Annotated in this window: 20 protein-coding genes and 1 tRNA gene; 8 read left to right on the forward strand and 13 right to left on the reverse strand. The window is 71.7% G+C overall.

Annotated features, from left to right (window positions below; translation table 11 throughout):
- The first annotated feature begins 11 nt into the window (after positions 1–11).
- Positions 12–1,979, forward strand: a complete 1,968-nt coding sequence (locus KME79_RS09175) for a vWA domain-containing protein (protein ID WP_219544105.1) — start codon at positions 12–14, stop codon at positions 1,977–1,979.
- On the opposite strand, the gene KME79_RS09180 is transcribed toward KME79_RS09175, so the two are convergent.
- Complete coding sequence (locus KME79_RS09180) at positions 1,939–2,385, reverse strand: DUF6292 family protein (RefSeq protein ID WP_308248847.1); 447 nt, start codon at positions 2,383–2,385, stop codon at positions 1,939–1,941. The genes KME79_RS09175 and KME79_RS09180 overlap by 41 nt on opposite strands.
- Before the next feature lie 140 nt (positions 2,386–2,525).
- On the opposite strand from KME79_RS09180, the gene KME79_RS46205 reads away from it, so the two are divergent.
- On the forward strand, positions 2,526–2,651 hold the full coding sequence (locus KME79_RS46205) for a hypothetical protein (protein WP_281429327.1): 126 nt from the start codon (positions 2,526–2,528) through the stop codon (positions 2,649–2,651).
- Positions 2,652–2,661: 10 nt separating this feature from the next.
- Positions 2,662–3,093, forward strand: coding sequence for a hypothetical protein (locus KME79_RS09185; RefSeq protein WP_219544062.1), 432 nt, complete (start codon positions 2,662–2,664; stop codon positions 3,091–3,093).
- Here the strand turns inward: KME79_RS09185 and KME79_RS09190 are convergent, their stop codons facing one another.
- Together KME79_RS09190 and KME79_RS09195 are read right to left on the reverse strand one after the other, a co-directional pair.
- Complete coding sequence (locus KME79_RS09190; protein ID WP_219544063.1) at positions 3,094–4,233, reverse strand: cystathionine gamma-synthase; 1,140 nt, start codon at positions 4,231–4,233, stop codon at positions 3,094–3,096.
- A gap of 123 nt (positions 4,234–4,356) precedes the next feature.
- Positions 4,357–4,554 carry a hypothetical protein gene (locus KME79_RS09195; RefSeq protein ID WP_219544064.1) on the reverse strand — a complete coding sequence of 66 codons (198 nt, stop codon included), beginning with the start codon at positions 4,552–4,554 and terminating at the stop codon, positions 4,357–4,359.
- A 139-nt stretch (positions 4,555–4,693) separates the two neighbouring features.
- On the opposite strand from KME79_RS09195, the gene KME79_RS09200 reads away from it, so the two are divergent.
- Positions 4,694–5,851 carry a sensor histidine kinase gene (locus tag KME79_RS09200; RefSeq protein ID WP_219544065.1) on the forward strand — a complete coding sequence of 386 codons (1,158 nt, stop codon included), beginning with the start codon at positions 4,694–4,696 and terminating at the stop codon, positions 5,849–5,851.
- Here KME79_RS09200 and KME79_RS09205 read toward each other — a convergent pair.
- Entirely contained in the window at positions 5,840–8,884 is a 3,045-nt protein-coding gene (locus tag KME79_RS09205; RefSeq protein WP_219544066.1) for an AfsR/SARP family transcriptional regulator, read from the reverse strand. The two genes, KME79_RS09200 and KME79_RS09205, sit on opposite strands and share 12 nt — an antisense overlap.
- Positions 8,885–8,949: 65 nt before the next feature.
- On the opposite strand from KME79_RS09205, the gene KME79_RS09210 reads away from it, so the two are divergent.
- Positions 8,950–9,810, forward strand: a complete 861-nt coding sequence (locus KME79_RS09210) for an NAD(P)-dependent oxidoreductase (RefSeq protein ID WP_219544067.1) — start codon at positions 8,950–8,952, stop codon at positions 9,808–9,810.
- Between the two features lie 39 nt (positions 9,811–9,849).
- Here KME79_RS09210 and KME79_RS09215 read toward each other — a convergent pair whose 3' ends face one another.
- The gene (locus KME79_RS09215; RefSeq protein WP_219544068.1) at positions 9,850–11,220 is read right to left on the reverse strand and encodes a cystathionine beta-synthase; all 1,371 of its coding nucleotides are present in this window, start codon (positions 11,218–11,220) and stop codon (positions 9,850–9,852) included.
- A 128-nt stretch (positions 11,221–11,348) separates the two neighbouring features.
- Here KME79_RS09215 and KME79_RS09220 point away from each other — a divergent pair, with 128 nt between their 5' ends.
- The 3 genes from KME79_RS09220 (at position 11,349) to KME79_RS09230 (ending at position 15,053) form a co-directional block, all read left to right on the forward strand.
- Positions 11,349–12,335: an SGNH/GDSL hydrolase family protein gene (locus tag KME79_RS09220; RefSeq protein WP_148029145.1), complete on the forward strand. Its 987-nt coding sequence runs from the start codon at positions 11,349–11,351 to the stop codon at positions 12,333–12,335.
- A gap of 58 nt (positions 12,336–12,393) precedes the next feature.
- Positions 12,394–13,728 carry an outer membrane protein assembly factor BamB family protein gene (locus KME79_RS09225; protein ID WP_308248848.1) on the forward strand — a complete coding sequence of 445 codons (1,335 nt, stop codon included), beginning with the start codon at positions 12,394–12,396 and terminating at the stop codon, positions 13,726–13,728.
- 107 nt (positions 13,729–13,835) lie between these two features.
- Positions 13,836–15,053, forward strand: a complete 1,218-nt coding sequence (locus KME79_RS09230) for an acetyl-CoA C-acetyltransferase (protein ID WP_219544070.1) — start codon at positions 13,836–13,838, stop codon at positions 15,051–15,053.
- A 22-nt stretch (positions 15,054–15,075) separates the two neighbouring features.
- Here the strand turns inward: KME79_RS09230 and KME79_RS09235 are convergent, their stop codons facing one another.
- From KME79_RS09235 to KME79_RS09270, 8 genes are all read right to left on the reverse strand, one after another.
- Entirely contained in the window at positions 15,076–15,486 is a 411-nt protein-coding gene (locus KME79_RS09235) for a PPOX class F420-dependent oxidoreductase (RefSeq protein WP_219544071.1), read from the reverse strand.
- A 137-nt stretch (positions 15,487–15,623) separates the two neighbouring features.
- Positions 15,624–15,857, reverse strand: a complete 234-nt coding sequence (locus KME79_RS09240) for a DUF4287 domain-containing protein (protein WP_148029141.1) — start codon at positions 15,855–15,857, stop codon at positions 15,624–15,626.
- Between the two features lie 158 nt (positions 15,858–16,015).
- Positions 16,016–16,804, reverse strand: a complete 789-nt coding sequence (locus KME79_RS09245; RefSeq protein ID WP_148029140.1) for a Bax inhibitor-1/YccA family protein — start codon at positions 16,802–16,804, stop codon at positions 16,016–16,018.
- Positions 16,805–16,972: 168 nt separating this feature from the next.
- A tRNA-Leu gene (locus tag KME79_RS09250) sits at positions 16,973–17,045 on the reverse strand.
- A 49-nt stretch (positions 17,046–17,094) separates the two neighbouring features.
- Positions 17,095–17,607: a peptide deformylase gene (locus KME79_RS09255; RefSeq protein ID WP_148029139.1), complete on the reverse strand. Its 513-nt coding sequence runs from the start codon at positions 17,605–17,607 to the stop codon at positions 17,095–17,097.
- Between the two features lie 35 nt (positions 17,608–17,642).
- The gene (locus KME79_RS09260) at positions 17,643–18,155 is read right to left on the reverse strand and encodes a glycine cleavage system transcriptional repressor (protein ID WP_148029138.1); all 513 of its coding nucleotides are present in this window, start codon (positions 18,153–18,155) and stop codon (positions 17,643–17,645) included.
- A gap of 75 nt (positions 18,156–18,230) precedes the next feature.
- The gene (locus KME79_RS09265) at positions 18,231–19,547 is read right to left on the reverse strand and encodes an NAD(P)/FAD-dependent oxidoreductase (protein WP_219544072.1); all 1,317 of its coding nucleotides are present in this window, start codon (positions 19,545–19,547) and stop codon (positions 18,231–18,233) included.
- 94 nt (positions 19,548–19,641) lie between these two features.
- On the reverse strand, positions 19,642–20,436 hold the full coding sequence (locus KME79_RS09270; RefSeq protein ID WP_148029136.1) for a uracil-DNA glycosylase: 795 nt from the start codon (positions 20,434–20,436) through the stop codon (positions 19,642–19,644).
- Positions 20,437–20,485: the final 49 nt, after the last annotated feature.

Below are 20,485 nucleotides of genomic sequence, written 5' to 3' on the forward strand. Positions count from 1 at the left end.
GTGGGTTCGTGATGGCCTACCGCTACGGCGAGTACCACGACGGCCCGGATCCCCTCGCTCCGCCCTACGACGTGCGGGCGGCGCTGGACGAGATGGGCGACGCCATCCTGTCCGGCTCGACCCCGGTGCACGCGCTGCGCGACCTGCTCAAGCGCGGCCTGCCCGGGGCCCGCGACCGCCGCGGCCTGGACGACATGCTGCGCGAGGTGCGGCGGCGGCGGCGCGAGCTGCGCGAGGGCGGCCGGCTCGACGGCACGCTCGAACGGGCCAGGGCGCTGCTCGACAAGGCCGTCGGCCAGGAGCGGGCCGAGCTGTTCCCCGACCCGGCCGACGACGCCAGGATGCGCGAGGCCGAGCTCGACTCGCTGCCGGAGGACACGGCCAGCGCCATCCAGCAGCTGAGCTCGTACGAATGGCGCTCGGAGGCGGCCCGGCGGACCTTCGAGGAGCTGCGCGACCTGCTGCGGCGTGAGGTGCTCGACAGCCAGTTCCGCGGGATGCGCGACGCGCTGGCCAACCCGGACCCGGAGGCGATGGAGCGGGTCCGGCAGATGATGACGGACCTGAACGACATGCTGGACAAGGACGCCAGGGGCGAGCACACCCAGGCGGACTTCGACGCCTTCATGGCCAAATACGGCGACATGTTCCCGGAGAAGCCGCGCGACCTCGGCGAGCTGGTCGACGTCCTGGCCCGCCGCGCCGCGGCCACCCAGCGCATGCTCGCCTCCATGACCCCGCGCCAGCGCGAGGAGCTCGGCAACCTGATCAACCAGACCCTCGACCAGGCCGGCCTGTCCGAGCAGATGCGCCGCCTCGGCGAGGCGCTGCACGCCCGCCGCCCCGACCTGGCGTGGGACTCCAGCGAGCGGATGACCGGCGACGAGCCGCTGGGCATGGGCGACGCCGTCACCGCCCTGGAGGAGCTGGCCGACCTGAGCCGCCTGGAGTCGGCGCTGCGCCAGGACTATCCGGGCGCGCGGCTGGACGACATCGACGAGACCGCGGTCCGCCGCGCCCTGGGCCGCTCCGCGGTGGACGACCTGGAGGCGCTCAAGCGCATCGAACGCGAGCTGGAGGAGCAGGGCTATCTCCTGCGCCGCCGCGGCAAGCTGGAGCTGACGCCCAAGGCGGTGCGGCGGCTCGGCGAGACCGCGCTGCGCCGGGTGTTCTCCTCGCTCGACGCCGGCCGGCGCGGCGACCACGACCAGCACGACGCCGGCTCGGCCGGCGAGCTGACCGGCTCGTCACGGCCCTGGCGGTTCGGCGACGAGCAGCCGCTCGACGTGGTGCGGACCCTGGTCAACGGCGTGCGCGCGGGCGGCCTGCGCACCACCGGCGACGGCCCGTCCGTCAGGCTGTCGGTGGACGACTTCGAGGTGGCCGAGACCGAGCGGCGCACCGCCGCGGCCGTCTGCCTGCTGGTCGACCTGTCGTACTCGATGGCGCTGCGCGGCACCTGGGCCGCGGCCAAGCAGACCGCGCTGGCCCTTCAGGCGCTGGTGTCGTCCAAGTTCCCGCAGGACGCCGTGCAGATCATCGGCTTCTCCAACTACGCGAGGGTGCTGCAGCCGGACGAGCTGGCGGGCCTCGACTGGGACATGGTCCAGGGCACGAACCTGCACCACGCGCTGCTGATCGCCGGCCGCCACCTGGACCGCCACCCCGACTTCGAGCCGGTGGTGCTCGTGGTGACCGACGGCGAGCCGACCGCCCACCTGCTGCGCAACGGCCACTCCGCCTTCGAGTGGCCGCCGTCGCCGGAGACGCTGGAGCTGACTCTGGCCGAGGTCGACAAGATGACCCGCCGCCGGGCCACGATCAACGTGTTCATGCTGGCGGGCGACGACCGGCTCAAGGACTTCGTCGACGAGGTGGCCCGCCGCAACGGCGGACGCGTCTTCTCCCCCAGCGCCGACCGGCTGGGCGAGTATGTGGTCAGCGACTTCCTGAGAGTGCGCCGGGCGCGCTGGCGCTAGCGGTGTAGTAGTCGAGCGCCACGTCGAAGCCGTCGCGGCAGTTGCGGTGGGAGCGGTAGCAGGGGCGCCAGGCGGTGCTGGAGCCGAGACCGGCGCGAGCGTCGCGGAGCGCCTCCGGCACCCGCTCCGGCCGGGGCACCAGCCCACCGCCGAGATAGCGGACGCCGGTCAGCTCGGTGCGGCCGCCGGCCTCGCCCGCGACGAGACGGCCCAGCCGCCACCCGCTCTCCTCGTCCCACACCAGCGCGGCGCCGTCGGCGAGGCGGATCGTCGCCTCGCGCGGCTCGCACGGGCCTTCCCACCATCCGCCGGCCTCGGCCCCGAGCTCCTCGACGACCCGGCTCACGTAGCGGCTCGGCTGGTGAAGCCACTCGTCCGAGTACGGCTCGACATGCCTGATGGCCACGGACGGCACCCCCTTGTGCCCTAAGAGTAAGGAAAAAGCAGCGGTCAATAACCCTACCCGCGATGAACGGATGCCGTCGCCCGCGCATCTAGTCATTACGGGCGATATTCGCTTCGTTTACGGGGAAGGAGGGAGCACCTATGTTCGCCATGATTGTTTTGATCGTGCTGATGGTCGTCGCCGTCACAGCCATGGAGTTGATCATGCGCAGCTCCCCCGGGGGCAAAGAGAGTGTCGAGTCTCCCTTCGAGATCGTCGGGGACTAGTCTCTCCCGCATGTCGACCCTGTTTCTTCTGCTGCACGTCGGATTCGCGATCTTCACCCTCGGCCCGCTGACCGCGGCCCTGATGGCCGCGCCGCGTGCCATCAGGGGCAAGAACGTGCCCGTGCTGCGCAACATCGAGCGCACGACCCGGATCTACGGTTTCGCGTCGCTTGGCGTGTTCGTGTTCGGCCTGGTCCTCGGCATCGTCATGGGCGGCGGTGTGCTCGGCCGGTGGAACATGAGCGCCTCGATGACGCTGTTCATCGTCGGGATCGTGCTGCTGTTCCTCATCGACCGCGACCTGCGCGCCGCCACGAAGGCCCTCGCCAGCGAGGACACCGGTGACGACGCGCAGGTCCAGAACGGCCGGATCGCCGCGATCGGCGGCCTGCTGGCGCTGATCTGGCTGGTGATCCTGGTCCTGATGATCGTGCCTGAATGATCAGGCGAGGGCCCGGGTGAGGTCGGCGAGCAGGTCGTCGACCGTCTCGATGCCCACCGACAGGCGCACCAGGTCGTCCGGCACCTCCAGCGGGGAGCCGGCCGCCGAGGCGTGCGTCATCCTGCCCGGGTGCTCGATGAGCGACTCGACCCCGCCGAGCGACTCGCCCAGCGTGAACAGCTCGGTGCGACCGCACACGTCGACGGCCTCCTGCGCGCCGCCGGCCACCCTGAACGACACCATGCCACCGAAGCGCCGCATCTGCTTGGCCGCGGTCTCGTGGCCGGGGTGCTCGGCGAGCCCGGGGTAGAGCACCTCGGTCACCTTCGGGTGCGCCAGCAGCAGGTCGACGACCCGCTCGGCGTTGTCGCAGTGACGGTCCATGCGCACGCCGAGCGTCTTGAGCCCGCGCAGCGTCAGCCACGCGTCGAACGGCCCGGCCACCGCGCCCATCGCGTTCTGGTGGTAGGCCAGTTCCTCGCCCAGCTCCCGGTCGGCGGACACCAGCGCGCCGCCGACCACGTCGGAGTGGCCGCCGATGTACTTCGTCGTGGAGTGCACGACCACGTCGGCGCCGAGCGCCAGCGGCTGCTGGAGGTACGGCGAGGCGAAGGTGTTGTCGACGACCAGCAGCGCGCCGTTGTCGTGGGCGAGCTGGGCCAGCGCCGCGATGTCGTTGACGCCGAGCAGCGGGTTGGTCGGCGTCTCCACCCAGACGATCTTCGTCTTCTGGGTCATCGCCGCCGCCACCGCGTCGAGGTCGCCGAGCGGCACCGGGTCGAAGTGCAGGTCCCAGCGCTCGTAGACCTTCGCGAACAGCCGGTAGGTGCCGCCGTACGCGTCGTTCGGGATGATCACATGGTCCTGCGGTTTGCACACCGCGCGGAGCAGCGCGTCCTCGGCGGCCAGGCCGGAGGCGAACGCCAGCCCGCGCGTCCCGCCCTCCACCGCGGCCAGCGCCTCCTCCAGCGCGGTCCTGGTGGGGTTGGCCGAGCGGCTGTATTCGTAGCCGTTGCGCAGGCCGCCCACGCCGTCCTGCTTGTAGGTGGACGTGGCGTATATGGGCGGCACCACCGCGCCGGTCACGGGGTCCGGGTCCTGACCTGCGTGGATCGCCAAAGTTTCGAAACCATTGGTCATACCGCCACGGTAACGGACCCGGCCCGCGATCCGGTCCCCTGCGGATCGCGGGCCGGGCCCCGGCGCCGTTCCCCGACGGCGCCATGGACGCTCGCGGCCCCTGCGAAGGCGCGAGCCCGTCTCTCAGGCCGCCGTGTGCTCCTCCGCCAGGCGGGTCTCGCGGCGCGGCAGCGGCACCACGCGGTCCTGGTCGATGTAACGGCCGCTCGCCCCCTCGGCGGGCTCGCCGTTGATGCGGGAGAGCAGCACGGGGTCGGTCAGCGCCAGCAGCACCCCGACGAGGAGCCCGGCACCCAGCAGAACGAAGCCGATCGTCACCATTTCTTGCCCCCTTCTCGGACATATCCAGAATCGGGCAATGGAGGGCTGTGGCGCCTCGGCTGAAGTGCCGGTCCGCGCGGCGGGGGGTCAGCCGAATGACTGATACGACTTATCCGACTTGCGACTTACTCTCAAGGGCGTGGGGGACTCCAAACGCGTCGTGTACTGGGTCCGCCGGCTGAGCGAGATCGCCATGCTCGGCTGGCTGGGCCTGATGCTCATGGCCGACCTCGCGGTCGCCGCCGGCGGCCTCGGCGGCGGCCTGCAGTGGCTCGTGTTCGTCGCCGGCAACGGGGGCATCGCCGCCGTGATCCTCCGCCGCCGCCACCGCGTCGAGACGTACGGGATCATGCTGTGCCTGTCGTTCGCCGTGTCGGTGCTCATGGGGGTGACCGGGACCTCCGGCGTGCCGGGGGCGGCTGAGACGGGCGCGCTGCTCGTCCTGATGCTGGGCGTGCTCCGCCACGTCGAGCCGGTCAGGGACGCGGCGATGCTCACCGTCGCCGGGCTGATCGTGCTCATGGCCGAGTCCATCGGCCGGGCCTCCTCCGGCGAGTCGCTGGCCTACTCGTTCGTGCTGTTCGCCGGCTGGTCCACGATCGCGGGCGTCGGCGGCTATCTCCGCTTCCAGCAGGAGCGCCGCAAGGAGGCCGTGCACTCCGTACGGCGCGCCGAACGGCTGGAGCTGGCCAGGGAACTGCACGACCTGGTGGCCCACCACATCACCGGCATCGTCGTCCAGGCCCAGGCGGCGCGCACCGTCGCCCAGGCCAAGCCGGAGGCGGTCCTGCCCGCGCTGGACGCCATCGCCGCGGCGGGCGGCGACGCGCTGACCTCCATGCGCCGGATGGTGACCGTGCTCCGCGCCGAGGAGGCGGCCCGCACGCCCGGCAGCTCACTGGCGGACCTGCGGCTGCTCACCGAGCGGTTCTCGGCGGAGGGGCCCAAGGTGGCGTTCGAGATCGGCTCCGGGATCGACGACCGGACCCTGCCGCCCGAGGTCCTCACCACCTTGCACCGGGTGCTCCAGGAGGCGCTCACCAACATCCGCAAGCACGCCCAGCAGACCGCGTGGGTCGAGGCCGACCTGCGACGCCACGACACGGCGGTGGTGCTGCGCGTACGCAACCACGGCTCGGCCGCCAACCCCCGCCTGGCCCGCCTGGGCGGCGGCTTCGGCCTGGTGGGCATGGCCGAACGCGTCGAAGCCCTCGGCGGCCGCCTGCACGCCGGCCCCACCCCCGAAGGCGCCTGGCAGGTCACCGCCGAGTTCCCGCTCTCCTGGTCAGGAGCCTGACCCGTACGCCTGGTGGAACCGCTCCTCGCCCAGGGCCGCGAGGGTTCTGGCGGTGATCCGGTCGACGTCGTGGCGCTCGCCGTGGGCGAGCGGGGTGCCCACGGCCTCACGGAGCGCCGCCGCACGGCCCAGGAGCGTCGCGGCGCGGCCGGGGTCGCCCGCCAGCGAGTACGCTCCCGCCAGCCCTTCCAGAGCGAGCGCCTCGGCCCTGGGCTCGCCGAGGGCGGCGTCGTACCCCTCCCGGTGCAGGGCCAGGGCCGTCTCCGCGTCGCCCCGCTGCTCTGCGGCGAAGCCGAGCTCCGCCAGGAAGAACGCCAGGCCCGGCGTGCCCCCCACCTCGCGCAGCCAGCCCAGCCATCGCACCAGCAGTTCCTCGGCACGCTCGTACCGCCCCTGCCGCCGGGCGCTCATGGCCAGGCCCAGCTCGGCATGCTCCTCCGCCGACTTGTACGACTGCTCGACGGCCAGGCGGCGGGCCCGCTCGTGGTAGTCGTCGGCGCGGGCGTGGTCCCCGGCCAGCAGCGCGATCCGCCCGACGGCCGACAGCCTGAACGAGACCTCGGAGCCCAGCTCCTCGGCCAGCTTCAGCTCCTCGTGCCGCAGCCGCTCGGCCTCGGCGTAGTCGCCGCGCTTCTCGGCCAGCCGGTCGAGGCTGTCCATCGCCTCGATCTGCCCCCACCCGTCACCGAGTTCGCGGAAGATCGCCAGGCTGCGCTCGGCGTCGCGGCGCATCCTCGGCAGGTCACCGCGCCGCTCGGCCAGCTTGGACCTGAGTGCCAGCACCGCGGCCACGCCCCACCGGTCGCCCAGTTCCTCGTACGCCCGCAGCGCCCGCCCCGCCGCCTCCTCGTGCGCGGCGAGGTCCCCGTACGCCCACCGCACATGGCTGAGGAACCAACCGGCCAGCGCCCGGCCTCCCAGGTCCAGATCCTCGTACGGGACGGGCGTCGCGGTCTCCCCGGTCGCCATGGTCACCCCGGCCAGCCACACGGCCGCCCGCGCCCGCTCCTGTCTGCCCACGGCCGCCTCCGGGCCGGTGGAGGCGAGGGCCGCCGCCAGGGAGCGGCGGGCCTCGCCCAGCCTGCCCCGCAGGAACCAGTACCAGGCGAGGGCGTTCACCAGTGGCAGCGGGTCCGGCCCGGCGAGGGCGCGCCGGAAGTTGGCGCTCTCCTGGTCCAACCGGGTCAGCCACTCGCGTTGCCGCCGCCCGCGCAGCTCGGCCCGCTCGGCGAGCCGGGTGTAGTGGCGCGCGTGCCGTTCCCTGATCAGGTCGTCCTCGCCCGCCTCCCGCAACCGCTCCACGCAGTACGCCGACACCGACTCCAGCAGCCGGTAACGCGGTCCCGGGGTGACCAGGGACCGCTGGACCAGCCGTACCAGCACGTCCACCACGTCCACGCCGGGCTCCGCGCAGACCTCCTCGGCCGCCTCCAGCGTGCACCCGTCGGCGTGCGCGGCCAGCCGCCGCAGCACGATCCGCTCGGGCCCGGACAGCAGCTCCCAGCTCCAGTCGATCATCGCCCGGAGCGTCCGCTGCCGGGCGGGCGCGTCCCGCATGCCGGAGTTCAGCAGCCGGAACCGGTCGTCGAGCCGGGCGGCCAGTGCCTCGACGCCGAGCGCCCGTACCCGGGTGGCCGCCAGCTCCAGCGCCAGCGGGATGCCGTCGAGCCGCTCGCAGATGGCGGCCACGGCCGGACCGGGCTCGATCCCCGCGCGATCGGTGAACAGGCGCACCGCCGCGTCCCCGGAAAGGGGCGCCACCACCCTGACGTGCTCGCCCGTGACGCCGAGCGGCTCCTGCCCGGTGACCAGCACGTCCAGTCCGGGCGCGGCCTTGAGCAGCGCGGAGACCACCTCGGCCGCCTGCTCGACCAGGTGCTCGCAGTTGTCGACGACCAGCAGCGTGCGCCGGGCCGCCAGCACGCGCGCCAGCCGGGGCAGCAGCGGCCCTGACGCGTCGTCCCGCACCCCGATCGCTCCCGCGATCGCCTCGGCCACGTCCCCCGCGCCGATCAGCTCGACCAGCCACACGCCGCCGGGGTACACCTCCGGCGAGGTCAGCCCGCCCGCCGCCGCCACGGCCAGCCGGGTCTTGCCCACCCCGCCGGGCCCGGCGAGCGTCACCAGCCGCCTCTCCCCGAGCAGGGCGCGCACCTCGGCCACGTCACCGTCCCGGCCGATCAGATCAGTGACGGGTGCGGGCAGATTGGTGCGCGCGCCCGGAGAACCGTCCACCGGACGAGAAGCGCCGACCTGAGACGAGCCGGGTTGGAGCAGGGCGGCATGAGACGGGGTGGTGCGGCGGGTCGGCAGGGACGGGTCCTGGCGGAGGATGGCCTGGTGCAGGTCCCTCACCTCGGGGGCGGGGTCGACGCCCAGTTCCTCGGCGAGCCGGGCGCGCAAGGCGGCGAAGGCCGCCAGGGCCTCGCTCTGGCGGCCGTCCCGGTACAGGGCCCGCATGTGGAGGGCGGTGAGGCGCTCGCGCAGCGGCTGCTCCGCCACCAGCGTGCCCAGGTCGACGGGCTCGCCGAGGGTCAGCCGGATCTCCGACAGCTCCTCCAGCGCCGTCAACCGCTGCTCGCCGAGGCGGGCGATCTCCGGAGCGGCGAAGCCCTCGTCGGCGAAGTCGGCGTACGCGGGCCCGCGCCACAGCGCGAGGGCCTCCTCGACGACCGCAGCGCGCTCCGGCGCCCCTCCCCCAGGAGAGGCGGGGACGCGAGAGGTGAGCAGGGTACGGAAGAGGGCCGCGTCCACCGTCACTCCGTCGAGGCGGTACCCGGAAGGGCCGTGGCGCACCAGCGACGGCGAGCCCAGGGCGCGGCGGAGCTGGGAGACGCGGGCCTGGAGGGTGCCCGCGGGATCGCGCGGCGGCCGGTCGCCCCAGAGGTCGTCGATCAGGCGGTCCGCCGGAACCGGGCCGCCCCCGCGCGCCACCAGGGCCGCCAGCAGCACGCGTACCTTGCGATCGGGCACCCGCAGCGGCGCGCCGGCGTCCGACCACGCCTCCAGCGGCCCCAGCACTCCGATGCGCACCACGTCATGGTCAACCCGTGGCAGGCCGTAAGGATTTCCGAAGGGGCCGGCGACAGTCTGGACCCATGAGTGAAGTGACAGTGATCGGCCTGGGGCCGATGGGATCGGCCATGGCCGAGACGTTCCTGGCGGCGGGCCACGAGGTGACCGTGTGGAACCGTACCGCGAGCAAGGCGGACCCGCTGGTGGCCAAGGGCGCCACGCGGGCGGCCGGACCCGCGACGGGCGAGTTGCTGGTGATCAGCCAGACCGCCTACCAGGCGATGTACGAGAGTCTCGGCGAGGCGAGGCTGGACGGGAAGACGCTGGTCAACCTGAGCTCCGGCACCCCCGACGAACTACGGGAGGCGGCCGGGTGGGTGGCGGAGCGGGGCGGCACGCTGGTCACGGCGGGCATCATGGTGCCGCCGCCGGGGATCGGCCAACCTGGCGCGTACACGTTCTACAGCGGGCCGAAGGAGGCGCTCGACCGGTACGCGGGCACCCTGGAGGCGCTGTCCGAGGTGACGTACGTGGGCGAGGACCCAGGGCTGGCGATGATGTACTACCAGGCCCAGCTGCTGATGTTCTGGTCGTCGCTGACGAGCTTCATGTACGCGGCCGCGCTGGTGGGGACGGCGGGGGTGCGGCCGACGGCGTTCGCGCCCCTCGCCCAGGGGCTCCACGGCGAGCTGGCCGCCGACGGCCCCATGGGCTACATCAAGATCCTGAGCGAGGAGCTGGAGTCGGGCGTCTATCCGGGCGACGAGAACAGCCTGCACATGCAGGCCGTCGGCATGGGCCACGTGGTGGAGACGCTGCGCGCCGCCGGGCTGGAGACCACGGTGCCGGAGGCCCTGCACAGGCTGTTCGCCCGCGCCGACGCCGAGGGACACGGCCACGAGGGCATCACCGCCGTGGTCGAGTCGATCAGGAAGCCGGGGTGAAGGGAACCCGCTCAGCTCCATGAGCGGGTTCCCCGGTGACTAGTGGTTGGCCAGGAAGGCGAGCAGGTCCTGCCGGGTGAGGAGCCCGGCGGGCTTGCCCTCCTCCAGCACCACCGCGGCGTCGGCCTTCTCCAGCGCCTCGACCGCCCGCGACACCGGCTCGCCACTGCCGATCATGGGCAGCGGCGACGACATGTGGTCGGCGATCGGGTCGTCGGAGGAGAGCTTGCCGCGGTAGAGCGCCTCCAGCAGGTCGCGCTCCACGATGGAGCCGACCACCTCAGCCGCCATGACCGGCGGCTCCTCCTTCATGACCGGGAGCTGGGAGACCGAGTATTCGCGCATGATGGAGATCGCGGTGCCGACCGACTCGTGCGGGTGGGCGTGCACGAACTTGGGCAGCCCCTCGCCCTTGCGGGCCAGCACGTCGCCCACCAGCTCCTCCTCCGAGGAGGTGGTGAGGAAGCCGTAGTCGGCCATCCAGTCGTCGTTGAAGATCTTGGAGAGGTAGCCGCGGCCGCCGTCGGGCAGCAGCACCACGATCACGTCGTCCGGCGCGGCCTTGGCGGCCACCTGGAGCGCCGCCACCACGGCCATCCCGCACGAGCCGCCGACGAGCAGCCCTTCCTCGCGGGCGAGCCTGCGGGTCATGTTGAACGAGTCCTTGTCGGACACCGCGATGATCTCGTCGCAGATGCCGGTGTCGTAGGTGTCGGGCCAGATGTCCTCGCCCACGCCCTCCACCAGGTAGGGCCTGCCGGAGCCGCCCGAGTAGACCGAACCCTCGGGGTCGGCGCCGATGATCTTGACCCGGCCGCCGGAGACCTCCTTGAGGTAGCGCCCGGTGCCGCTGATCGTGCCGCCGGTGCCGATGCCGGCCACGAAGTGGGTGATCCGGCCCTCGGTCTGCTCCCAGATCTCGGGGCCGGTGGAGTGGTAGTGGGACTCCGGGTTGTCGACGTTGGAGTACTGGTCGGGCTTCCAGGCGTTCGGGATCTCCGCGGCCAGCCGGTCGGACACCGAGTAGTAGGACTCGGGGTGGTCGGGCGCGACCGCGGTCGGGCAGACCACCACCTCGGCCCCGTACGCGCGCAGCACCGCGATCTTGTCGTGGGCCACCTTGTCGGGCACCACGAACAGGCACCGGTAGCCCTTCTGCTGGGCCACGATGGCCAGGCCCACGCCGGTGTTGCCGGACGTCGGCTCGACGATGACGCCTCCGGGCCGGAGTGCGCCGGAGGCCTCGGCGGCCTCGATCATGCGGACCGCGATGCGGTCCTTCACCGAGCCGCCCGGGTTGAAGTACTCGACCTTGGCGAGCACCTGAGCGGGCAGCCCCGACGAGACCTTGTGCAGGCGGACGAGCGGCGTGTTGCCTATGAGCTCGACCAGGGAATCATGTACGCGCACCGAGGTGTTCACCTTCTTTGCCGAAGCTTGGTCAGCCGATTCGTGGCCGGGAACCCGTGAGGGTGGCGGGCACTCAGCTAGTTTCAACCAAACGCTACCGCCGAGCTGGGGTGGAGGGGAAAACGCACGTGGTGTGGGCAGCGGGCGCGGCGCGGGCCGCGCGCAGGATCGCGGCCGCGGCGGCGCTCGGGGGCGGCGGGCTCACGGCTCTCGGCGCGACCGCGTACGCGTTGCTGATCGCCGAGGGCCTGCTGGCCCGCCGCACGATCGGCACCCCGCACGGCCTGTACGGCCCGTCGTCCGACGGCGTCTACGGCGACTATCCGGGCCCGCCGCTCAAGATGGCCATGCTCGGCGACTCCACCTCCGTCGGGCTGGGCATGACCGATCCGGGCAAGACGCCCGGCGTCCTGATCGCCTGCGGGCTCGCGGCCGTCGCCGAGCGGCCGGTGGAGCTGCGGGTCGTCGGCAAGTCCGGGGCTCCCTCCGCCGAGCTGGGCGAGCAGGTGGACGCGGTGCTGCCGATGCGGCCCGACGTCGCCGTGATCTTCGTGGGCGCGAACGACGTCATCACCAAGACGCCGCCGGCCACCGCCGTCCGCCACCTGATCAAGGCGGTGCGGCGGTTGCGCGAGTCGGGCGCCGAGGTGATCGTCGGCACCTGTCCCGACCTGGGCACGGTCCGGCCGATCGCACAGCCGCTGCGCTGGGTGGCGCGCCGCTGGAGCCGCCAGATCGCCGCCGCGCAGACGGTCGCGGTGGTCGAGGCGGGCGGGCGTACGGTGGCGTTCGCCGGTCTCCTGGGCAAGGAATTCCACGCAAATCCGGGCGAGATGTTCGGACCGGATCGTTTCCATCCATCTGACCGAGGTTATGCACAGGCTGCTTACGCGGTGCTACCTTCTGTATGCGCCGCGCTGGGGTTGTGGCCCGAGCCGCGACCCGAGCCCGGCGAAGGACTGCAACCGATCTACATCGCGGCGGCGACGGCCGCGGAGGAGCCCGGCACCGAGGTTTCGGCAACCCAGGTCGACGGGCGGACGACCGGCACCCACGGCAGGTGGGCGACGTTGTTCCGCCGCCGTCGGCTCGGGGGGCAGCTCAACGACGCCTAGATCCGGTCACTCTCCGAGCCGGAGCCGTCACTCGGTGTCCCTTTGGAGGGATTTGCCCGTGCTCCGGCCTTCCGCTCTCGCCCTCGCCGGCACCCTGGCCCTGGCCGGCTGCTCCGGCAGCGACGCCGCCACCGCCGACTTCCCGACCTGGCACAACCCCGCCGTCAACGCGGTCAGCCGGATGGCCACGGCCGGCGGGGTGGTGACCACCACCTCCATGAAGTCCGACGGCACGCTGGAGACCGTCGCCCTCGGCCTGTCCGACGGCAAGAAGCTCTGGGCCCACCCCGCGACCATGGCGGGCCGCCTGCCCGGCATGGGCGTCTCCGCCCCCGCCATCGTCGAGACGACGGGCGGCCAGGCGATCGTCGCGGCCCTCGACCCGGCGAAGAAGGGCCGCTGGAAGGCGACGCTCATCGTCCGCGACGCCCGCACCGGCGAGCAGAGATGGACCCGCCCGGTCCACTCCACGTTCGGCCCGCAGCGCTGCGGCCCCTACCTGTGCATGTCCGAGCACACCGCGCTGTCCTCGGCCCGCGTGGTGGTCCTCGACCCGGCCACCGGCAAGCAGCTGTGGAAGCTGCCCGGCATCGCCGAGGTCGAGTGGTCCGACTCCCAGCAGGTCGTGATGCTCCGGCTGGCCGCCAACCCGACGCTCGAGTCGTACGAACTCAAGACCGGCAAGCTGCGGTGGCAGCAGCCGATCGAGCAGGCGCTCGGGCCGGGCATCGACCTGTCGGGCGGCTGGGCGTTCGGCGCCAGCGGCGACGACCTGATCGGCTACGTCGCCCCCTACACCAACCCGCAGACGAAGAAGACCTCGGCGTTCGGGCTGTTCTCGGCGAAGATCAGCGACGGCACGATCAACTGGATGCGGCCCTCGGTGGTGCGCGTCTACCCCAGCGGCAGCCCCGGCTACGCCCCCGTGGTGCGGCCGGTCGACCAGCGCGGCGCCTACGGCGGGTTCGCCAGGCTCGACGCCGGCAACGGGCGCGTCATCGGCCAGATCACGGCCGCCGACGTGCCGGGCTCGGGCTGGTGGCTGGCGTTCCCCAACCACATGGACAAGCTCGGGTTCCTCAAGCACGGCCACAAGGGCACCGCGTTCGACCTGGTCAGCGGGAAGCCGGTGGCCGTCGAGGACCAGCGCGGGTGGTCCTTCTGCGTGACCGACCCCAAGCCGCTGCCCCTGCGCGGGCAGGCGCCCGGCTTCTACTCCATCGCCGCCGTGTGCGAGTTCGACCTGGCGTCGGGCAAGCGGATCGCCGACGCGTCCGCCCCGCCGTCCTGGTTCACCGGCAGCCAGCAGGGCTGGCGGCTGTGGCGCGACGAGAAGGGCGCCATGCACGCCGTCCACGACGGCACCGCGCCCACTCCGGGGATGTACGGCTGACCTTCCTGGACGCCCCACGCCTCGATCACGCGATAAGGCAGGGGCCCTGATGTCGGGGAAATGGTATTGGAATATAGTTCTAATACTGTGCCGACAAAGGAGGGGCCATGCCCGAGGCCGTCATCGTAGCCACCGCCCGCTCGCCCATCGGGCGGGCCTTCAAGGGGTCGCTGAAGGATATGCGCCCCGACGACATGACCGTTCAGATGATCCAGGCGGCCCTGGCCAAGGTGCCCCAGCTCGACCCGCACTCCATCGACGACATCATGCTGGGCTGCGGCCTGCCCGGCGGGGAGCAGGGCTACAACATGGGCCGCGTGGTCGCGGTGATGCTGGGCCTGGACGACGTGCCCGGCACCACCGTCACCCGCTACTGCTCGTCGTCGCTCCAGACGACCCGGATGGCGTTCCACGCGATCAAGGCCGGTGAGGGCGACGTGTTCGTCTCCGCCGGGGTCGAGGCGGTCTCCCGGTTCGCCAAGGGCAACTCCGACTCCCTGCCCGACACCATGAACCCGATCTTCGGCGAGGCCGGTGAGCGGACCAAGTCATACGCCGCCGGCGGCAAGACCTGGCATGACCCGCGCGAGGACGACCAGGTGCCCGACGTCTACATCGCGATGGGCCAGACGGCCGAGAACGTCGCCCAGCTCAAGTCCGTCAGCCGCCAGGAGCAGGACGAGTTCGGCGTGCGCTCGCAGAACCTCGCGGAGAAGGCGCTGGCCGACGGGTTCTGGCAGAAGGACATCACGCCGCTGACGCTGCCCGACGGCACCGTGGTCAGCAAGGACGACGGCCCGCGCGCCGGCACCACCTACGAGAAGGTCTCGACCCTGCAGCCGGTCTTCCGTCCGGACGGCACGATCACGGCGGGCAACTGCTGCGCGCTCAACGACGGCGCGGCCGCGGTGGTCGTGATGAGCGACACGAAGGCCGCGGAGCTCGGCATCACCCCGCTGGCCAGGATCGTCTCGACGGGCGTCTCCGGCCTGTCGCCGGAGATCATGGGCCTGGGCCCGGTGGAGGCCAGCAAGCAGGCCCTCGCCAGGGCCGGCATGGCGATCGAGGACGTCGACCTGGTGGAGATCAACGAGGCGTTCGCCGCCCAGGTCATCCCGTCCTACCGCGAGCTCGGCATCGACGTCGACCGCCTCAACGTGAACGGCGGCGCGATCGCGGTCGGGCACCCGTTCGGCATGACGGGCGCCCGCATCACCTCGACGCTGATCAACAGCCTCCAGCACCACGACAAGACGATCGGCCTGGAGACCATGTGCGTGGGCGGCGGCCAGGGCATGGCGCTGCTCCTTGAGCGCCTGAGCTGACGACCGCGAGTGAGGGCCGGGCTCAGCCGTGGAAGTCGGGCCCGGCCCGCTCCGGCGTGATGCGGAGGACCACCCGCCGTTCGCGGACCATGGCCGCGCGGTAGTCGTCCCAGTCGGGGTGCTCGCCGGAGATGTCGCGGTAGTAGGACACCAGGTGGTCCATGGCCTCGGGCAGGGAGATGATCTCCGCAGTGCCCTCGACCTGGATCCACTGGCCGTAGAAGGCGTCGGTGAAGGCGCAGATGGCCACGTGGGGGTCCCTGCGCGCGTTGCGGGTCTTGACGGCCGTCTCCCTGGAGCTGACGACGATGCGGCCCTCGGCGTCGACGCCGAGGACGACCGGTGACATCTGCGGCCGTCCGTCGGCGTGCCGGGTCAGCAGGACGGCCCTGTGGTTGCTGGCGAGGAACTCTCGCGCTGTCTGCAGATCCATGGGGATCATCGTACGGAGCGGCGTCGTGGAGGAGGTCGCCGTGCCGTCGTGATCCCGTCGTGATCCCGTCGTGATGTCCCGAGGGGGCATGCCTGCGCCCGTGCCGCGGCACGGGCGCAGGGTAGGCGGTGGGGGCTCTAGATGAAGCCCATGCGGTTACGGCGGAACCGCTCGTGCTCGTGAACGATCGCGGCGGCGTAGCCGTGGGTCAGCCCGTGCTCGTCGGCGAGCCAGTTGGCCCGCTCGGCGCACCTCAGGAAAGACGGGCCGTTGTCGATGGCTTGGAACCACTCTGGGAGTTCGCGTCCCGTGATGGCAGGGACTCTGGCGATCAGCTTCGTCTGCGTCTCCGGTGAGTGGTTCAAGGACATGGGCACCTCCACGGATTAAGGTCCTTTGCTTGACACTGCAACACCACTTGCGGAAAGGCAAGACCCCAGTTCGCGATCCTTTTGTTACGGCAGGTGGATTTCCGGTCGCACAAAGAGAGGGCCCCGCCGAACGGCGAGGCCCTCTGGTGCTGACGGTGTCAGTCGCTACTGGTGAAGTAGCTGATGAGGCGGAGCATCTCGATGTAGATCCACACCAGGCTCAGCGTGAGGCCGAAGGCGCACTGCCAGGCGAACTTCTCCGGGGCGCCCTGCTTGACGCCCTGCTCGACCGAGTCGAAGTCGAGGAGCAGGAAGAAGCAGCCGAGCAGGATCATCGCGACGCTGAAGACGATGGCCAGCGGGCCGCCGTCACGCAGGCCCAGGCCGCCCTCGACGAAGAAGCCGGCGATCAGGTTGACCAGGATCAGGCCGAGCGCCGCGACCGCCGCCGCGACGACGTACTTGACCAGCTTGGGGGTGACGCGGATGATGCGCAGCGTGTAGACGGCGAGTGTGCCGGCGAACGCCATGGCGGTGGCGAGCACCGCCTGGACCACGATGCCGTTGATCTGCGAGTCGAACACACTGCTCACGGCGCCGAGGAAGACGCCCTGGAAGGCGGCGTAGCCCAGGATGAGCGCCGGGTTGGTGCTCATCGTGAACGAGGCGATCAGGCCGAGGACCAGGGCCACGATGGCGGAGCCGATGGCCACGGCCAGGGGGACGTCGAGATACCACGAGGCGGCCGCCGCCACGACGAGCGTGCCCAGCGTCATGAAGCCGCGGACCACCACGTCGTCGATGGTCATCGTGCGGTAGGCGGGCTGCGCCGGGGGGGCGTACGACGGAGAGTCGTACATGTTCTGCAACTGCTGTGGGGTCGGGGTCGCCTGGCTGCCCCAGCCTGCCGACTGTGACCTACTGAATACGGGGTTCTTGCTCTGCATCGCTGCCTCCTGCGCCGAGCCTATGGGACCGGGCGGCACCTAGGTCAACTAGCGCTCAGATCTATGTAGCTTCGAGACTTCAGCAGGGAGGTCAACGTACGTGACGCTCCGGAAGTTCCCGACGAGGTAAAGCCGAAATTCGCTGCATTTCCCGTGGTAGAGAGCCGGTGCCCCCGGCGGGATTCGAACCCGCACCGCAACCCTTTTAAGGGGTTTGCCTCTGCCATTGGGCTACGGGGGCGCCGCAATCATACGAAACGGACCATGCTTCCGGTGGGCACAACTTCGCATCACCCGCCACATCTGTGAAGTCTGCGGTGAAGTGATAGGGCTCCGGACACTCTGTCCAGGAAGAGTATGCCGTCCAGATGGTCCAGTTGGTGCTGAATACACCTGGCTTCGAATGCGTCAGCTTCGATGGTGACGGGCTCTCCGCTTCCTGGCAAACGCCCACGTACGGTGATATGTGTGGCCCGCCGGACATCGGCGGTGAGGTCCGCGACGGAGGCGCAGCCCTCGCGCCCCGAGTCCCAGCGGGCGGCCTCCGCGAGGCGAGGATTGACCACCACGAGCTCTCCCGCCCAGGACCGGGTCCGGGGGTGGCTGCGGGCGTCGAAGGCGATCAGGCGCCAGCTCAGGCCGATCTGCGGCGCCGACAGCCCGGTGGCGGGCTCGCGGCGGAGGGTGGCGAGGAGGTCGGCCGCGGCGGACACGACCGCCGGCGCGGTGGGGTCGACCTCCTCGGCCGGCGACGACAGGACGGGATGGGGGGCGGGCAGCACCGGCCGCGCCGTCCCCGTCACGGCGGAGGTCTGCGCCCCGGGCGCCCCGGAGCCCGTCACAGCAGATCGGGTTCGACGGGGCGGAAGGTGATCTCGGAGTCGAGCCCGGCTCCGACGGCGGCCAGCCGCCGCATCAGGTCGGCCACGTCCACCTTCTCCGGCAGCTCGACGTCGGCGATGAGCACGTACAGGCGGCCGGTGAGCCGGGTGCTCATCCCGGTGATGTTGCCGCCGTCGGCGGCGAGCACGGTGCTGATCCCGGAGATGATGCCCGGCCGGTCGGGACCGTGCACGGTGAGCACGTAGCCGAGGCCGTTCTCCCGGCGGCGGAAGTCGCGGCGGGCCGCGACGGCGGCGGCGGTCACCACCAGGTCCGGCGCCGTGAGGTGCTTGGTCAGCTCGTCGGCGCTCAGCTCGCCGTTGACCAGCAGCATCATGGCGACGTGCCCGCCCAGCAACGTCATCGTGGAGTCCTGGATGTTGGCCCCGCATCCGGCCAGCGCCCCGGTGACCGCGGCGATCACTCCCGGCCGGTCCACGCCCAGCACGGTCACCGCTGACAGCCCCACCCGCGATCCCCCTCCGATCGGCCGGTGGGCGCCGGCACGCCCCGGCGCTCACCGGGGCGCGTCGCCGATCCGGGCTCAGCGGCGCATCGTCGCGACCGCGGCCCTGAAGCCCTCGCGCGGGTGTTCCATCTCACCCAGGGAGATGGTCTCCCGCTTGAAGAACAGGGCCAGGGTCCAGTCGACGACGACGCGGACCTTGCGGTTCAGCGTCGGCACCCGCGACAGATGGTAGGTGCGGTGCATGAACCATGCAGGGAATCCGCGAAGCTTGATGCCATAGACGTTGGCCACGCCCTGATGCAGGCCCAGGCCGGCGACCGATCCGACGTACTTGTGGCTGTATTCGGCCAGTTCCTGCCCGCGGAGGTAGCGGACGATGTTGTCGCCGAGCACCTTGGCCTGGCGGACGGCGTGCTGGGCGTTGGGCGCGCAGAACTCACCCGGGTTCGTCAGGTCGGGCACCGCCGCCAGGTCGCCCGCCGCGAAGGCGCCGGGGGTGTCCTCGACGGCGAGGGTGGCCAGGGTCCTGATCCGGCCGCGCTCGTCGAGCGGCAGGTCGCTGGAGCTGACGACCGGGCTGGGCTTGACGCCGGCCGTCCACACGAGCGTCTCGGCGTCGAACTCGGTGCCGTCCGACAGCACCACGTGGCCGCCCGCGCAGGACTCCAGCCGGGTCTCCAGCCTGACGTCGATGCCGCGCTCGCGCAGCTGCTCCAGCGTCCACCTGCCCATTTCGGGGCCGACCTCGGGCAGCACCCGGTTCGTCGCCTCGACGAGCACCCAGCGGACGTCCGACGGCTTGATGTTGCGGTAGTAGCGGGTGGAGTCCTTGGCCATGTCCTCCAGCTCGGCCAGCGCCTCCACGCCGGCGAAGCCCGCGCCCACGACCACGAAGGTCAGCGCCCTGCGGCGCACCTCGGGGTCGTCGGTCGACTCGGCCACGTCGAGCAGGTGGAGCACCCTGTTGCGGAGCGCGATGGCCTCGCCGACGGTCTTGAATCCGATGCCGATGTCGGTGAGCCCGGGGATCGGCAGCGTACGGGAGATCGAGCCCGCCGCCATGACGACCACGTCGTAGGCGAGGTCGCGCGCGTCGCCCTCGGGCGGCTGGAAGGTGACGGTCCTGGCCGCGTGGTTGACCTTGGTCACCCGTCCGTTGAGTATCCGCACCTTGGGCAGCACCCGCCGGAGCGGGGCCACCATGTGCCGGGGTGAGAGGTTGCCCGCCGCGGCCTCCGGCAGGAACGGCTGGTAGGTCATGTAGGACTGGGGATCGATGATCGTGATGCTGACGGAGCCGTCGCGCAGCTCCCGGCGCAGGCCGCGCTGCAGGCGCAGTGCCGTGTAGAGGCCGACGTACCCACCGCCGACGATCAAGATGTGCTTGTTCATCCTGAAGCCCCATCCCTCGTGGAGTGCTTGTGAAAGCATTCACAAGCCTACGTCCGCCTCTCCCCGGACGCCAATCTCCGCGTGATGGGATGCGTCACACCGACAGCTCGCCCGCCCGTATGAAGACCGCGTCGAGCATCTCGGCGGTGACCCTGCCGGTGAACGTGTTCTGCTGGCTCGGGTGGTAGCAGCCGAGCAGCGTGACGGGCGCGTCCCCGTACGAGACCGCCAGCTCGACGCCGTGGCCGAACGGCGGGCGGCTGCGCGGCAGGGCGTAGCCGGCCTCCTTGAGCGCGGGCCACATGGCCTGCCAGGCGTAGCCGCCGAGCGCGACCACGACCCGGACGTCCGGCGCCACCAGCGCGAGCTCACGGGCCAGCCACGGGAAGCAGGCGGCCTTCTCCTCGGGCAGCGGCTTGTTCGCGGGGGGCGCGCAGCGGACCGAGGCCGCCACCCTTGCGCCGATCAGTTCCTGCCCGTCGCCGGCGTGCGTGCTGGTCGGCTTCGCGGCCAGGCCGGTGCGGTGGAGGGAGGCGAACAGCCAGTCGCCGCTGCGGTCGCCGGTGAAGATCCGGCCGGTCCTGTTGCCTCCGTGCGCGGCGGGGGCCAGCCCGACGATGAGCACGCGCGGACGCTCGTCGCCCCACCCGGGGACGGGGCGCCCCCAGTAGGTCTCGTCCGCGAAGGCCCGCCGCTTGACCTCGGCGACCTCCTCGCGCCAGGCGACCAGGCGCGGGCAGGCCCGGCAGACCGACTGCCTGGCGGTGAGCTCCGCCAGCGTGGCGCTGCTCTCCGCGAGGCGGCGCACGCCGCCGGGGTCTCGGGCGACCGGGGTGTCGGCGGTGGCCGGGTCGTCCGGCCACCCGGTGCCGGGAGGTACGAAGCTCATGACATCGATGGTGCCGGATGTCCGGGACCGCCACGAACCAGGCCGGACA

This window comes from Nonomuraea harbinensis, from assembly GCF_019396385.1.
Lineage (GTDB): Bacteria > Actinomycetota > Actinomycetes > Streptosporangiales > Streptosporangiaceae > Nonomuraea > Nonomuraea ferruginea.

Coding starts and splice junctions, on each gene's coding strand:
- KME79_RS09175 (WP_219544105.1), top strand. CDS start 12: ATGGCCTACCGCTACGGCGAGTACCACGACGGCCCGGATCCCCTCGCT.
- KME79_RS46205 (WP_281429327.1), top strand. CDS start 2,526: ATGTTCGCCATGATTGTTTTGATCGTGCTGATGGTCGTCGCCGTCACA.
- KME79_RS09185 (WP_219544062.1), top strand. CDS start 2,662: ATGTCGACCCTGTTTCTTCTGCTGCACGTCGGATTCGCGATCTTCACC.
- KME79_RS09190 (WP_219544063.1), bottom strand. CDS start 4,233: ATGACCAATGGTTTCGAAACTTTGGCGATCCACGCAGGTCAGGACCCG.
- KME79_RS09195 (WP_219544064.1), bottom strand. CDS start 4,554: ATGGTGACGATCGGCTTCGTTCTGCTGGGTGCCGGGCTCCTCGTCGGG.
- KME79_RS09210 (WP_219544067.1), top strand. CDS start 8,950: ATGAGTGAAGTGACAGTGATCGGCCTGGGGCCGATGGGATCGGCCATG.
- KME79_RS09230 (WP_219544070.1), top strand. CDS start 13,836: ATGCCCGAGGCCGTCATCGTAGCCACCGCCCGCTCGCCCATCGGGCGG.
- KME79_RS09235 (WP_219544071.1), bottom strand. CDS start 15,486: ATGGATCTGCAGACAGCGCGAGAGTTCCTCGCCAGCAACCACAGGGCC.
- KME79_RS09240 (WP_148029141.1), bottom strand. CDS start 15,857: ATGTCCTTGAACCACTCACCGGAGACGCAGACGAAGCTGATCGCCAGA.
- KME79_RS09245 (WP_148029140.1), bottom strand. CDS start 16,804: ATGCAGAGCAAGAACCCCGTATTCAGTAGGTCACAGTCGGCAGGCTGG.
- KME79_RS09265 (WP_219544072.1), bottom strand. CDS start 19,547: ATGAACAAGCACATCTTGATCGTCGGCGGTGGGTACGTCGGCCTCTAC.
- KME79_RS09270 (WP_148029136.1), bottom strand. CDS start 20,436: ATGAGCTTCGTACCTCCCGGCACCGGGTGGCCGGACGACCCGGCCACC.